This window comes from Micromonospora sp. NPDC053740 (assembly GCF_040677775.1).
In the GTDB taxonomy this organism is placed as follows: Bacteria; Actinomycetota; Actinomycetes; order Mycobacteriales; family Micromonosporaceae; genus Micromonospora; species Micromonospora alfalfae.
The window spans coordinates 108,520-121,095 of record NZ_JBFASO010000005.1 but is presented as its reverse complement, the minus strand read 5'-3'; the positions used below and the strand labels follow the sequence as shown (position 1 = coordinate 121,095).

12 protein-coding genes are annotated in these 12,576 nt (G+C 69.0%); 7 read left to right on the top strand and 5 right to left on the bottom strand.

The window, feature by feature from the left end:
- Positions 1–197: 197 nt before the first annotated feature.
- The 3 genes from AB0K35_RS15675 to AB0K35_RS15665 all read left to right on the top strand — a co-directional run bounded on the left by AB0K35_RS15675 (position 198) and on the right by AB0K35_RS15665 (position 3,548).
- On the top strand, positions 198–2,231 hold the full coding sequence (locus AB0K35_RS15675; protein WP_363885846.1) for a hypothetical protein: 2,034 nt from the start codon (positions 198–200) through the stop codon (positions 2,229–2,231).
- 162 nt (positions 2,232–2,393) lie between these two features.
- A complete protein-coding gene (locus AB0K35_RS15670; RefSeq protein WP_363885844.1) occupies positions 2,394–2,696 on the top strand; it encodes a hypothetical protein in 303 nt (100 codons plus the stop codon).
- 444 nt (positions 2,697–3,140) lie between these two features.
- On the top strand, positions 3,141–3,548 hold the full coding sequence (locus tag AB0K35_RS15665) for a nitroreductase family deazaflavin-dependent oxidoreductase (protein ID WP_238671491.1): 408 nt from the start codon (positions 3,141–3,143) through the stop codon (positions 3,546–3,548).
- 39 nt (positions 3,549–3,587) lie between these two features.
- Here the strand turns inward: AB0K35_RS15665 and AB0K35_RS15660 are convergent, their stop codons facing one another.
- From AB0K35_RS15660 to AB0K35_RS15650, 3 genes are all read right to left on the bottom strand, one after another.
- Complete coding sequence (locus AB0K35_RS15660; protein ID WP_363885842.1) at positions 3,588–3,782, bottom strand: hypothetical protein; 195 nt, start codon at positions 3,780–3,782, stop codon at positions 3,588–3,590.
- A 202-nt stretch (positions 3,783–3,984) separates the two neighbouring features.
- On the bottom strand, positions 3,985–4,812 hold the full coding sequence (locus AB0K35_RS15655) for an SAM-dependent methyltransferase (protein ID WP_238671489.1): 828 nt from the start codon (positions 4,810–4,812) through the stop codon (positions 3,985–3,987).
- Between the two features lie 200 nt (positions 4,813–5,012).
- The gene (locus AB0K35_RS15650) at positions 5,013–6,773 is read right to left on the bottom strand and encodes a DUF1996 domain-containing protein (RefSeq protein WP_363885840.1); all 1,761 of its coding nucleotides are present in this window, start codon (positions 6,771–6,773) and stop codon (positions 5,013–5,015) included.
- 194 nt (positions 6,774–6,967) lie between these two features.
- Here AB0K35_RS15650 and AB0K35_RS15645 point away from each other — a divergent pair, with 194 nt between their 5' ends.
- From AB0K35_RS15645 to AB0K35_RS15635, 3 genes are all read left to right on the top strand, one after another.
- Positions 6,968–8,152: a cellulose binding domain-containing protein gene (locus AB0K35_RS15645; RefSeq protein WP_363885838.1), complete on the top strand. Its 1,185-nt coding sequence runs from the start codon at positions 6,968–6,970 to the stop codon at positions 8,150–8,152.
- 9 nt (positions 8,153–8,161) lie between these two features.
- On the top strand, positions 8,162–9,301 hold the full coding sequence (locus tag AB0K35_RS15640; RefSeq protein ID WP_363885836.1) for a glycosyl hydrolase 53 family protein: 1,140 nt from the start codon (positions 8,162–8,164) through the stop codon (positions 9,299–9,301).
- 168 nt (positions 9,302–9,469) lie between these two features.
- Positions 9,470–9,616 carry a DUF6221 family protein gene (locus AB0K35_RS15635; RefSeq protein WP_238666799.1) on the top strand — a complete coding sequence of 49 codons (147 nt, stop codon included), beginning with the start codon at positions 9,470–9,472 and terminating at the stop codon, positions 9,614–9,616.
- A gap of 25 nt (positions 9,617–9,641) precedes the next feature.
- Here the strand turns inward: AB0K35_RS15635 and AB0K35_RS15630 are convergent, their stop codons facing one another.
- Together AB0K35_RS15630 and AB0K35_RS15625 are read right to left on the bottom strand one after the other, a co-directional pair.
- Positions 9,642–10,937, bottom strand: a complete 1,296-nt coding sequence (locus AB0K35_RS15630) for a GAF domain-containing protein (protein WP_238666800.1) — start codon at positions 10,935–10,937, stop codon at positions 9,642–9,644.
- Positions 10,938–11,152: 215 nt separating this feature from the next.
- On the bottom strand, positions 11,153–11,596 hold the full coding sequence (locus tag AB0K35_RS15625; protein WP_238666801.1) for a MerR family transcriptional regulator: 444 nt from the start codon (positions 11,594–11,596) through the stop codon (positions 11,153–11,155).
- Positions 11,597–11,651: 55 nt separating this feature from the next.
- On the opposite strand from AB0K35_RS15625, the gene AB0K35_RS15620 reads away from it, so the two are divergent.
- The gene (locus tag AB0K35_RS15620) at positions 11,652–12,569 is read left to right on the top strand and encodes an oxidoreductase (protein WP_363885834.1); all 918 of its coding nucleotides are present in this window, start codon (positions 11,652–11,654) and stop codon (positions 12,567–12,569) included.
- The last annotated feature ends 7 nt before the right edge of the window (positions 12,570–12,576 follow it).

The window sequence follows — 12,576 nt, the reverse complement described above, 5'->3', positions numbered from 1 at the left end:
CGACGGATGTGCGCGTCGGCTTATCAGCGCCGTCGCCATCAGGATCTCGGGTGATGCTGCCTGCGTGGTACGGCACGGCGTGAGCTCGGCGCAGATGGCAGCTTCAGCCTGGCGAAGCAAAATCGCCTTGCAGCTCTCAGCTATCGTCGGAGAACGATCTGAGAAGGAATCGACATGCCTGTGTCTCCAGCGCTGCGATGACCCGGTCCGGACGACACCAGATACTGCGTTGGGCGGCAGCTGCGCTCACAGTGCTCGTCGGCGTAGTCCTCGTGGTCACCGTTATCCGATTCATCCCGGCCTACCGGGCCGAACCGACGCTTTCCGGCCAGTCCGGCTACCTGGGCACGATCCTTGGCGCGGTGGCTCTGCTTGTCGTGATGGTGCAGTGCCTGCGCTGGCTGGCCCGTCGAGAGGAGCCACTCGGGCTGCTCGCGCGACTGCAGTTGAAGGTCGCCAGCGACGTCGCCGCCCGGGCCGCGCAGATGCGCCGGACCGCGGAGGACATCGACCTGGCGTACGGGGCAGGCGGCGGACCCGATACGACGCTGAAGGCGCTCGCCGACGGGCTGCGGCACCGGCAGACACGGGTGGTCCTGGTCGCCCACCCCGGCCGCGGGAAGTCGTACAGCACGCTGCGGATCGCGCTGGAACTGGTCAACGACGATCCGCGGGTGCTGCCACTGGTCGTGCCGTTGAGCCGCTGGACCGGTCAGAACGACATAACGGCCTGGCTGGCCGGCTTCGTCGCGGTCGAACTCAACGTGTCCCGCCGATCCGCCCGGGAGCTGATCGAGTCGGGCGACGTGCTGCCCCTGTTTGACGGACTTGACGAGCTCTGCAGCACGGATGAGGCCGTGGAGCCAGCCGAGTGGTTCCTCCAGCGGCTCGTCGAGTGGCGGCTGCGCGGCAAGCGGCCGCCGTTCCTGCTCACCTGCCGCCAGACCACCTGGCGGGCGATCCGGGCGGACCTGCGCGAACATCACACCTTGACCGCGTACACGGTTCGGCCGGTCGACTACGCCGACGCCACGACCTACCTGTCGCGCTCCATCGGCGGCACCGACCGCTTCCCCGCGGCGGAGAGCCTGGCCGAGTCGTTGCGAGACGCCGGCCAAGTGAAGGCGCTGAAAAGCCCGTGGCAGCTGAGCATGGTGGCGGAACTGGCCCGCAATCGGCGGGCGGTCGGTGGTTTCTCTGCCCAGTTGGTCGCCGGCGCAGAGGCGGCTGATGTCAGGTCGCTGGTGGCACGCTACGTGGAGTCAGTTGTCCTGACAGGCCCGATGTGGCGTCGTCTCCGCAACGTCGCTGACCTGTACTGGCTGTCGCGGTACGCGCGCCACTTGGAACACAATCGCATCACCCAGGCCAGCTTCGCAGGAAGGACCCTGCCGTCCCGCGACATCGTGCTGCACCGACTCTGGCCGATCGCAGGCCGCCGGGCGCCGCGCTTCGTGGACTTCGCCATGTGCGTACTGTTGTCCGCTCCCGGCTTCGTCTGGCTGACTCTGTTCCTGTGGCCGCGCGGGTGGCTCGGCCGCGCTGTCCTGCTTGTCGGCGCTGTGACGTGGGTGGCGATGCTGGCGCGGACGAGCACGAAGCCGTGGGTGCCCGCGGCCACCCCAGACTGGTCCCGGCTAGGCAATCCGCGCTTCTTTCTGCCGCAGGCGGCAACGGCCCTGCTTGTCGGCGCGGCCGCCTGGTTGCTCATTGGCCCGTTGGTCGGGCTGATCGGATTCGCCACCTCGTGGCTCGCGATCGGGCTGACCGTGGGGTTCGGACAGACCCTGGCTACCGATGCCCGCCCGGAGATCGTCGGTCCGCTCGGCGTCCTACGCCACGAGCGCACGGTATCCCGGCTCTCCGCGGCGGTCGTCTGCCCGGCAGTGGTGTGGGGCTTCAGTTACACCTGGGGTTTGTGGCCCGGCGCCGTGCTGGGTATCGGTTACTGCGTACTCGTCGGCGAGACGGTCGCCTGCGCGCTCTGGCGGCGCTACCTCGCGATGATCGTCGCCTCGGCGTTCCGGATGCCTCCGGCGCCGGCCCGCTGCCTACAGCGAATGTGCGCGTTCGGCTTCCTGCGCCCAGCTGGCATCTCGTATCAGTTCCGCCACGACGACCTGCTGTCGCACTTCGCCCACCGGCACGACGCCCGTGCTCACCTGCGTCGAGTGAGAGCCCGGACGGGCGCTCGCCAAAGGCCAGACCGCTGGTCGAGTGAGTCAACGTGAATTCAACGCCTACTCCGGCAGCGGGGTGTGAGTCAGTGCGGAGACCCGGCAGAAATTCGCGCAGCGGAGCTGGCCCGGCGGGGAGTTGAGGGTGATGGCAAGATCGGTCCGTCACTCGGGACGTCCCCTGGGAGTGAGCCGAGAAGGCCTGTAGGAGGAAGCGTGCCGGACGCGCTGGACCTTCTGGCGGGCCCGGTCTGCCTCGGATTTGGCGTGGTGTTCACGCTGCAAGCAGTTCGGCGCTTGTGGACGGAAAGACGGCAGGGTCAGCAGCCGCCTCGCGGAGAACTTCTCAGTGGGCGCGAGTTGCTATGGGAGGGTCTCGCGGTCAGCCTGCTCGGGACCGCCAACCTGCTCGACAGGCCTTGGACACTTCTGGCCATTCCAGCCGTGGTCGTGATCCTGGTGCTCGCGGTGCGCATCCTCTTGCGCCTGGTACAGGAACGGTCACGCCGAGCAGGTTGAACAAGCCGGCTAGACAATCATCAGTTGCATCGGCCGCGCCGATGATCTCGTGGTCGGTTCCCGTTCGGCGATATTCGAGCAGCCTGGTCTGGACGAGTCGGCGGCCGAAAGCAGCGAGCGCTGATCTTCGAACAGTTCCTCGAGCTGTGGCGCTACCGTCCACCGCATGATCATCAGGGCGACGCCGCATTGCCAGTGCCGCCGGGTTCGCGGGTCTTTTCGCTCGTCGCCGGGAGGTGCCGGCGGCGCTGCGAGGTTGAGAAGGTTGAGTACGTCAACAAGAGGCGGATCGTGCCGGTCACCGCGCTCGACGTGACCCTCGCCCACGGCCGAGAGCGCGCACGTCGGCGCACTCCGCGGCTGTGGTCTGCGCGAGCAAGCAGTAGGCGCAGGGGAGTGTCAGAATCGTGTCGACGGAGCCGGTGCGTGGGGCGAGGAGAAGACATGAGTGACTGGAACGACAAGATCATCGCTGAGTTTCGCGACAACGGTGGGCAGGTCGGCGGTCAGTTCGCTGGCGCACCACTGCTGCTGTTGCACACTGTCGGCGCCAAGAGCGGCCAGCCCCGCGTGAACCCGATGATGTATCAGAAGGTGGACGGTGGCTATGCCGTGTTCGCGTCCAAGGGCGGCGCCCCCAGCAATCCCGACTGGTACTACAACCTGCTCGCCGACCCGAAGGCCCAGGCGGAGATCGGTACGGACAAGGTCGAGTTGGTAGCCAGAGTCGCCGCCGGGGACGAACGGGAACGGATCTGGAGCGCGCAGAAGGCCGCGTACCCAGGCTTCGCCGACTACGAGCGGAAGACCACCCGCCAGATCCCAGTCGTCGTACTGGAACCCAGGCAGTAGAGGGTCACCTCAGACAGTCGTCGGCGTGCCAGCCATGTCTCAGTCATCTCCGTATTCGTCCACGTCCAGCTCCGCCCCTGTGTGGCGAAGGAACTCCAGGGATCGGCGATCGAGGTGCCAGCCGAGACGGTGCTGCTGGTCGCCATCGTCGTCATTGAAGTAGCGCACCACCTGAAGTGTCGAGGGGAGATCGCGCGAACGCATCGAGAAATACACGTACTGGTGCACCCGCATGACCCCGATCGTGGCAGTGAACCGGCACAGCAAACACCCGCAATACCAGGGCATGCCCGATCCGTGCCCGACACCGCTGTCAACAACGGAGTCGGCGGTGGTGGGTGTGCGCCGCTGCGAGCCGGCATGGCAGGTCAGACGTGTCCCGTGGGTCCGTCGGCGGGGCGTACTCCCGCCGACGGACCTCAGCAGCAGACGGAGCCTACGGTTTGCGGGCGAGGAGCCCGACGAAGGTGTGATAGGTGTCGGTCTGCACCGTGGCCGGTGCGTCAGGCTCTGGACGCCACTCGGCCAGCGGCACCAGCCCCGGCTCCAGCACCGTCAGCCCGTCGGCGAACGAGAGGATCTCCTCGTCGGTGCGCCAGCGGCCGGTGCCCAACGATTCGTTGAAGACCCGCTCGACCTCGCGCGCCTTGCGGGAGCCTTCCGGGTCTCGCTCGCCCGGGTCGCGGAAGTGCGAGATCGCCACGTAGCTGCCCGAGGGCAGCGCGTCGATCAACGCGGCGGCGACCGCCTTCGGGTCCTCGTCGTCGCCAAGGTGGTGCAGGATCGCGAAGAGCAGCAAGCCGATCGGCCGGTCGAAGTCGAGGAACCGGCGTACGTCCGGGTGGTCGAGGATTTCCCGCGGCTCCCGGATGTCCGCCTGGATCACCGTCGCGGTGCCTTCCGCGGCGAGCAGGGCTCGCCCGTGTGTCAGGACGATCGGGTCATTGTCCACATAGACCACCTGAGCCTTCGGGTTCTGCTCGGTGGCGACCTCGTGCACGTTGCCCTGGGTGGGCAGCCCCGATCCGATGTCGAGGAACTGGTCGATGCCCGCCTCAGCGACAAGGAAGCGGATCACCCGACGCAGGAAGGCCCGGTTCGCCTGACCGGCGGCCGGCCCGTCCGGGGTGATGCGCAGGGCGTGCTCGGCGACCCTCCGGTCGGCCTCGAAGTTGTCCTTGCCACCCAGGAAGAAGTCGTAGACCCGGGCCACGCTGGGAATGTTGGGGTCGATACCGGGGGGTGCCGCCTTGTCGCGGGTCACAGGCGTCTCCATTCGATGGGGATTGGCGCAGGTCGAGGTCTGCGGCGGTGCCGGCGTTCCGGCGAGTGTAACGATCGGGCGGGTTGAATTTTGCCCCACTGGTATCGCTCCCAGTGAATCGTCCCATCGGTAATGGCGACACCGGGTCGCGGCCGGCGGCCGGCCGCGACCCGCCCCGCCCGAACGACGCGGCCCCGGCGTCAGGAGCAGTTCTTGCCCTTGTTGATGCAGGTGGCGATGCGTTGCATCGTCTGGGCTGAGTTGACGTTGACGAAGTCGTTGTGGTCGGAGAAGGGGTTGTGGTTCTCCTCGGGGAAGGAGTCGAGGGCGTACTGGCCCTTGACCTGCACGTCGCGGGCGATGTCGTAGGCCACTGTGATCCGCAGTTGCGGGATCGCCCGGAAACCCTGTGGGCAGGCGCCGGTGGCCTTGTCGGCGAACGCGACGTGGTTGCGGTGGTTGTCGCTGTCGACGTTCCTGCCGTCCCAGCAGCCGGGGAAGTCGTGGACACGCTGCACCTGACTGCCGGCGGGGCAGATCGGGTACTTGTCGGAGAGCCGGTCGGTGAAGCCCGAGCAGGTCCAGGTGGCGCGGGCGTTGGCCGGGCCACGGCTGGTGGGCTTGGCGTCGCCGGTGAGGGCCCGGAGGAACTTCGGCATCGGCACCACAGTGCTGACGGGGTTGCCGCGGTATTCGATCAGCACCTGCGCCGGGCGGACGATGCCGCCGGTGTTGCCGGGCAGCTCAAGGTTCGGTCCCTGCGGGTCGGGGAGCGCGGCGGCGGTGGTGGGTGCGCTGCTCGGTGCCGCCGGGGTGCTCGGGGCCTGGTCCAGCGTGCAGCCGGCGAGCGCGTCGAGACCCTGCGGGCGGGGGGCCTGCCGCCCGATCGCGGTGGCGATCCGGTCGAGCACGGCGACCCGCTTGGCGCGCAGCGGTCCGAGGATGGCGTTGTCGACGAAGGCCGGGCCGCCCTGGCCACGACTGGTGACCAGGCGCTCGTTGGCCTCGGAGATCTGCCGGTCGAGGTCGTCGAGGTTGCGGTTCACCTCGCCAAGCGCCCGATCGGGTACGCCGGGCAACCTGTCCCGCACGGCCGGGCACTGGATGCGTGGATTCGCGGCCTGGGCCGCCTTGACGCTCGCCCGGTGGGCGCTGCCGGGCATCCGGGCGTGCATGTCGTCGTAGCTGACGTCACAGTCGACAAGCGAGACCAGGCCAGGCTGGTTACCGCCAGCGGCGGTGATCGTGGTGCTGATCTGCTTGATCATTGCGGCGCGGCGGGCCCGCAGTGAGTCGATGACCTCCCGGTTGAATGCGGCGTCGATGCGGCCCCGGCTGGCGGTCATCCGGTGGTTCGCGGCGGCCTGCTGGCGATCCAACTCGGCCAGCAGGCGGTCGACGGTGCCGCGGGCCCCGGTGGGGACGGCGCGCAGCCGTTTGCCGACCGAGGGGCAGACGACCATGGGTTGGGTCTGGGCGAGGGCCTGCTGGAGCTGCTTGCCGCCGCGGACGGTCTTGTCGATGCGCACCACCGGCCAGAAGTAGGACGACTTGTCGCCGTTGCGGCAGGTGGTGCCGGAGGCGTCCAGATCGGCGTCGGAGGAGTTCGCGGTGATGGCCAGGTTGCCGACGAAGTCGTGGACGTGTTCGGCGCCGTTGCGGATGCCGGGCTGGGCCACCGGATTGTCCGGGCTGAACTTGCCGTTGCCGTTCGTGCCGCAGTCGACGGTGAACCTGCCGGTCGACGCACCGGCGGCCGGCCTCGGGTTCTGCACGTTCGGCGGCACGTTCTCGATCGACACGAACTGGTCCAGGCTGGTGGCGGCATCCGCGGTGCCCTTGCCGCCACCGGAGACGAAGGTGGCGGTGAGCGCGCCGGTGGCCGCCAGCACGAGCGCGGCCATGGCGAGTCGGGCCGGCCGGGTCTGGCCCAGTGCGGTCCCGTTCTTTCTGCGGTTCATCGGAATCTCCTCAAAGCCGGAAAGGGCTCCGGTGCTGTGCTGTCTCCCCTCGGTACGGGCCAACGGGCGGTCAACGGTCAGCGGTCACCGGGCACGTCACGGTTCGGTAAGAAGTCGGGCATGAGCCGCGCCGATCAGTGGCCGAGGCGTGAGACGCGTTGGCGATCATCGATGCCTTGCTGCATCGTCGACCTATGACAGGCGTTCGCTCGTCTTCGCTGTTCCGCCGTCTGCGGCCAGGCCTGCTGGCCGCCGTCGTGCTGTCGACGGCGGTGCTCGGCGCCGCTCTGAGCGCCGCACCGGCGGCCGACGCCGGCACCGTGACGCCCGCCGCGTACCCAGAGGTCGCCCCGGCGCCCGCTGGGGCCGCGGTGTCCGTCGCAGCGCCGGCCGGGACCGCCCCGCCAACGCCGACGCCGACAGCGCCGTCCAGTACGCCGAGCACCGCGCCCGTCCCGCCGAGCCCGCCCACGAACCTGACCGCCAGCGAGGTCCGGACCGGGTCGATCACCCTCACCTGGACGGCCGCCACGTCCAGCTGCTGCGCCATCACCGGCTACGACATCACGTACTACCAGGAGTTTGGCGACGTCATCTTCAGCGCTACCGCCGGCGCGGTCACCACCACCACGATCACCACCCACGTTGGGCCGGGCATGCAGCTCTCGTTCCGAATGATCGCCCGGGACAGCCTCGGGCAACGCTCGAACTGGTCGGACATGCTGACCGTGGTCACACCGGTGACGGACACCGGCCCGGACACCACCCCGCCGAGCGCGCCGCAGAGCCTGACCGTCGGCGAGGTGACCGCCTCGACGGCCACGTTGTCCTGGTCACCGTCGACGGACAACGTCGGCGTGCTCGGGTATGACGTCTACCGGTTCGACGGCTGGTTCATCTCCAGGCTGATCGCCACTGTGCCGGGTACGACGTACACGACGTCGCTACCTGCGTCGACGCCGCAGCGCAACCTCTACTACGTGCGGGCCCGGGACGCGGTGGGCAACGTGTCGATCGCGTCCAACACTGTCGAGTTGCCCACGACGCCCCCGCCGCCCTCCACCTGCCGGGTGACCTACCGCAACCAGTCCGAGTGGCCGAGCGGTTTCGTGGCCTCGGCGACGGTCCACAACGCCGGGACGGCGCCGGTCGACGGCTGGACCGTGACCTTCAGCTTCCCCGGCGACCAGCAGGTCACCTCGGGGTGGAACGCCACGATCGGCCAGACCGGTGCCACCGTGACCGCCCGTAACGTCGACTGGAACCGTGTCCTCGCGCCGGACGGCTCGGCGACCTTCGGCATCCAGGGCCAGTGGGGTGTCAGCGACGCGCCCCCGACCGGTTTCTCTCTGAACGGCACCCCCTGCACAGTGGGCTGAAGGAGTCTCGTGAACACCCAACCGGTCACCCCCCACCGCCGCCCCAGGGCCCTGCTCGGGGCCGTCACGGCCGGCATCCTCGTCGTCGCCACCACGCTCGGCGGCACGCCCGCACCCGTCTCCGCCGCGAACACGCTCACCATGCGCGGCGCCGACGTTTCCTCGTTGCAGCGCAGCCTGGACCTGGGTGCCAGGTACTACGACGCCGGCGGGGTCGCCCGAGACCCGCTGGACATCCTGAAGTCCGTCGGCGTCAACTACGTCCGACTGCGCGTCTGGAACAACCCCATCAGCGGCTACAACAACAAGAGCGCGGTGTTGGGCCAGGCGAGGGCGGCCAGGGCGAAGGGCCTCAAGGTGCTCGTCGACTTCCACTACTCCGACACCTGGGCCGACCCGGGCAAGCAGTACAAGCCGGCCGCCTGGGCCGGCCACAGCCTGAGCCAACTGCGTACCGACGTCTACACCTTCACCTACGACGTCTGCTCCAGCCTGCGGGGGCAGGGCACCCCACCGGACAGTGTGCAGATCGGCAACGAGATCAACGTGGGGATGCTGTGGAACGAGGGCAAGGTCGTCAACAACGACTTCGCCCCGCTGGCCGGCCTGCTGAAGCAGGGCTACAACGCCACAAAGGCCTGCGGCAGCGGCATTCCGGTGATGATCCATACCGCAAACGCCGACAGCAACGCCAACGCCCGGTGGTTCTACGACGGCATCCGCGCCCAGGGTGTGCAGTGGGACATCACCGCCCAGTCGTACTACTGCATGTGGCACGGCAGTCTGGCGAACCTCTACAACAACATCGTCGATCTGCGCGGGCGCTACGGCAAGCCGGTGGTGATCGCGGAGACCGCGTACCCCTTCACCCGCAACAACGCGGACAGCGAGCCGAACGCCATCGGCGACGCGACCTGCGACGGCATCAGCGCGACCTGGGCCGGTCAGGCCCAGGAGTTCGACTGGGTGCAGAACACCGCCCGCAACGCGGGTGCCATCGGTGTCTTCTACTGGGAACCGACCTGGTACGCCGTCCGCGGCAACGGCTGGGACCCGGCCAACATCAACGGCACCGGAAACCAGTGGGACAACATGGCCGTCTTCGACTGGTCCGGGCGGGTGAACCCGGGCGTGCGCTGGACACCCTGACCCTGCGCCGGACGCGCGGCGACGGTTCCTGGCCTCTGCCACTACCGCTCGGGCAGCAATGGAAGATCTCCTGAGATTCCTCCACGCCCGGTACGAGGCGGGCTGCCACGCCTACGTCGACGTGTTTCACCGCTTCGGGAGCGAAGCTCTCCTCGACAGCCAGTGCCGATGCTCGACCTGGTCGACATGCTGGCGCGGGAGTACGAGGCGATGGGCCACGGCGACGAGCGCTTCGCTGGTCTCGCGTATGCGCTCCGAGTGCTCGTGCAGTCGTACAACGAGCACCCCGACTACCGCAAGGAGTGGCGCCTCTAGCTGCCCAGCAGGCGTCCGGGAGCCGTCAGCGGTTGAGGTAGGCGTTCAGGCCACCGAGTTCCTCGCTGGCGATGAATACCGACCGCACGTTGAGGATGGCCTCTTCGACGTGGGCGGGGCAGCCCCACGCAGCGTCACCCCACGAATCGGCGACCTTGACCTCGGCTGGCGCGGTGCACCCCGCGGCACCGCCGAGCTGGCAGTGCTCGGGGTGCGGCGTGGCGGCCTGCGCGGCCGCGGCGGCACGCATCTGGGTGGCGAGTGCCGCGGCGGCGGCGGCGCGCTGCTCAGCCTCGGCGCGCAGTTCCCGCTCCACGCGCAGCACCTTGGCCAGCTCGTCATTTGCCGACTTGGCGCGTGCCTCGGCGGCGAGCTTCGCCTGCTCGATGTGGTGGCGTTCGATGGCCAGGGCCGCGGTGCCGGCGAAGAGCCGGGTGAGGGCGAGGTCGGTGTCCTGCGGGACGCGCGGCGTGCGGTGATACATCGCGAAGGTGCCCAACAGGCCGCCGTCGCGGGCCAGGATCGGCGTGGACCAGCAGGCCGCCAACCCGGCCTGGCCGGCCAGGCCCCGGAAGTCGTCCCAGAACGGATCGGTGGCGATGTCGGTGACGATGACTGGTTCCCGCCGGTGGGCGGCGGTGCCGCACGAACCGACACCTTCGCCGGTCGCGATGCCGTCGATGGCCTGGTTGTAGAAGTCGGGCAGGCTCGGCGCGGCGCCGTGGCGCAGGTGCCGGGCGTCGGGATCGGCGAGCAGGACGGAGACGAGCACCTCCTGCGGTGCGAGGTTCTCGATACAGCGGGCCATCCCGTCGAGCACCTCGGTCAGGGGCGCCTGGCGGGCGATCTGCTCCAGCAGGGCACGGTGTTCGGCCATCAACCGTTGGGCGTGCTTGACCTGCGTCGTCTCCACGCCGAGCACACGGATCCCGGTCACGTTGCCGTCGGCGTCCCGACGCGGCTCGTAGGTGAAGTCGAAGAACGCCTCCCGCGCCTGCGGGCCGTTGCCCAGCTCGACCCGGACGTCACGGCCGGTGTAGGGCTCACCCGTGCGGAAAACCTGGTCCAGGAGCGCGATGAATCCCTGACCGGCCAGTTCGGGCATCAGCTCGGCGATGGCCACCCCGACCCGGGCCCGCTCCTCGCCGATGGTGGCGAAGAACGCCGGGTTCGCCGTCTCCACCAGGTGCGATGGCCCCGCCAGAGACGCGAAGACGGCGATGGACTGCCCGAACAACGCGCGCAGGTCCTCCTCCGCTGCTTGCTCGGCAGCCGCCGAACCCGCAACAGCAGTAGACCGTTGGCCTGGTACTGCGGTCATGGTGTGGCTTCGCCTCTCGTCTGCGGATACGGGAACGCCGGTGGTGCCACCCGGGCGGTGAGGGTGGCCGTGCTGCGGAGGTGCTTGGCCGAGGCCACCGCCGGTGCAGCGTACCCATCTGCCCGACACTCAGGTCCTACCCACCAACCAGGCACCGCAACCCGGCACTCGAACGGCCACGAGAGCCAGCGAACTGGTCCGGCCGGCCGTGTTCATCAGCCCAGCTGAGGTGTGTGCTCTGTCGGGGCGGGCTGGGGTTGCTGTTGCCAGGGATCATTGGAGGCGCCGGCGGCGAGGTGTTTTTCGTAGCTGGCCACTTTGCCGTTGATGAGTCCGAGGGTGTCGTGCAGCTGCGTGAGCTGCTCGCTGATGTGGAGCTGGTGTTCGCGAAGCAACGCGAGCCGCTCGGCCTCGTTGCCGCTGCCCTCGCGTACGAGCTGGGCCAGGCGGCTGATGGTGGTGAGCGGCATCCCGGAGGCACGGAACTTCACGCAGTTTGCCAGCCACTCGACGTCCCAGGCGCTGTAGACGCGCCTGCCGGACCCGTCGCGCCGCACCTCGCTGGCCAACAAGCCCTCACGCTCGTAGAGCCGCAGGGTGTGCACGCTCAACCCGGTGCGCTGCGCCACCTGCCCGATGCTCAGGCCGCTGTCCGCCATGGCGTCGACCGTAGCCATTGACCTAGACCTCGGTCTAGCACCTAGCGTCCGCGACATGAGCAGAGACACGACCCACACCAGGTTCGGTGCCCACAGTACGGCCGGAGACGTCCTCGCCGGGCTCGACCTCACCGGAAAGACCGCCCTCGTCACAGGCGGCTACTCCGGTCTCGGTCTCGCCACGACCCGCGCGCTCGCCCGAGCCGGGGCTCGGGTCGTCGTCCCAGCTCTCCGTCCGGATGCAGCGCGGCAGGCACTCGCCGACGTAGCCGGGGTCGAGGTCGACCAGCTCGATCTCGCCGACCTCACCTCCGTCCGCGCCTTCGCCGTACGGTTCCTCCGCAGCCACCCCGCGCTCGACATCCTGATCGCGAATGCCGGCATCATGGCCTGCCCGGAAACCCGGGTTGGACCCGGCTGGGAAGGGCACTTCGCGGTCAACCACCTCGGCCACTACGCGCTGACGAACCTGTTGTGGCCCGCGCTCACCGCCCCCGACACGGCTCGCGTCGTCTCGGTGGCCTCCGGGCGCAACCCGGCGTGGCGTATCCGGTGGGACGACGTGCAGTTCCAGCGCGGGTACGACAAGTGGGAGGCGTACACCCAGTCCAAGCTCGCGAACATCCTGTTCGCCCGCCACCTCGACCTGCTCGGCAGGCCGCACCGCGTCCGTGCCTTCTCCACAAACCCTGGCTGGATCCGCACTCCCCTGCAACGGCACCTCGCAGCCGAGGAGATGGTCGCCGCCGGCTGGATCGACGCTGAAGGCGCTCCCACGCCGGGCCTGTTCAAAACCGTCGAGCAAGGCGCGGCGACCCAGGTCTGGGCCGCCACGTCACCCCAGCTCGACGCGAACGGCGGCGACTACTGCGTGGACTGCCGCATCACCGACGGCAGCCCCACGGACAGGGGCGAGGCGGCCCGCCTCTGGGCGCTCTCGGCCGACCTGACCGGCCTCGATCTCGTCGGGTGAGTCAGAG

Coding starts and splice junctions, on each gene's coding strand:
- AB0K35_RS15675 (WP_363885846.1), top strand. CDS start 198: ATGACCCGGTCCGGACGACACCAGATACTGCGTTGGGCGGCAGCTGCG.
- AB0K35_RS15665 (WP_238671491.1), top strand. CDS start 3,141: ATGAGTGACTGGAACGACAAGATCATCGCTGAGTTTCGCGACAACGGT.
- AB0K35_RS15660 (WP_363885842.1), bottom strand. CDS start 3,782: ATGCGGGTGCACCAGTACGTGTATTTCTCGATGCGTTCGCGCGATCTC.
- AB0K35_RS15650 (WP_363885840.1), bottom strand. CDS start 6,773: ATGAACCGCAGAAAGAACGGGACCGCACTGGGCCAGACCCGGCCGGCC.
- AB0K35_RS15645 (WP_363885838.1), top strand. CDS start 6,968: ATGACAGGCGTTCGCTCGTCTTCGCTGTTCCGCCGTCTGCGGCCAGGC.
- AB0K35_RS15635 (WP_238666799.1), top strand. CDS start 9,470: ATGCTCGACCTGGTCGACATGCTGGCGCGGGAGTACGAGGCGATGGGC.
- AB0K35_RS15630 (WP_238666800.1), bottom strand. CDS start 10,937: ATGACCGCAGTACCAGGCCAACGGTCTACTGCTGTTGCGGGTTCGGCG.
- AB0K35_RS15625 (WP_238666801.1), bottom strand. CDS start 11,596: ATGGCGGACAGCGGCCTGAGCATCGGGCAGGTGGCGCAGCGCACCGGG.
- AB0K35_RS15620 (WP_363885834.1), top strand. CDS start 11,652: ATGAGCAGAGACACGACCCACACCAGGTTCGGTGCCCACAGTACGGCC.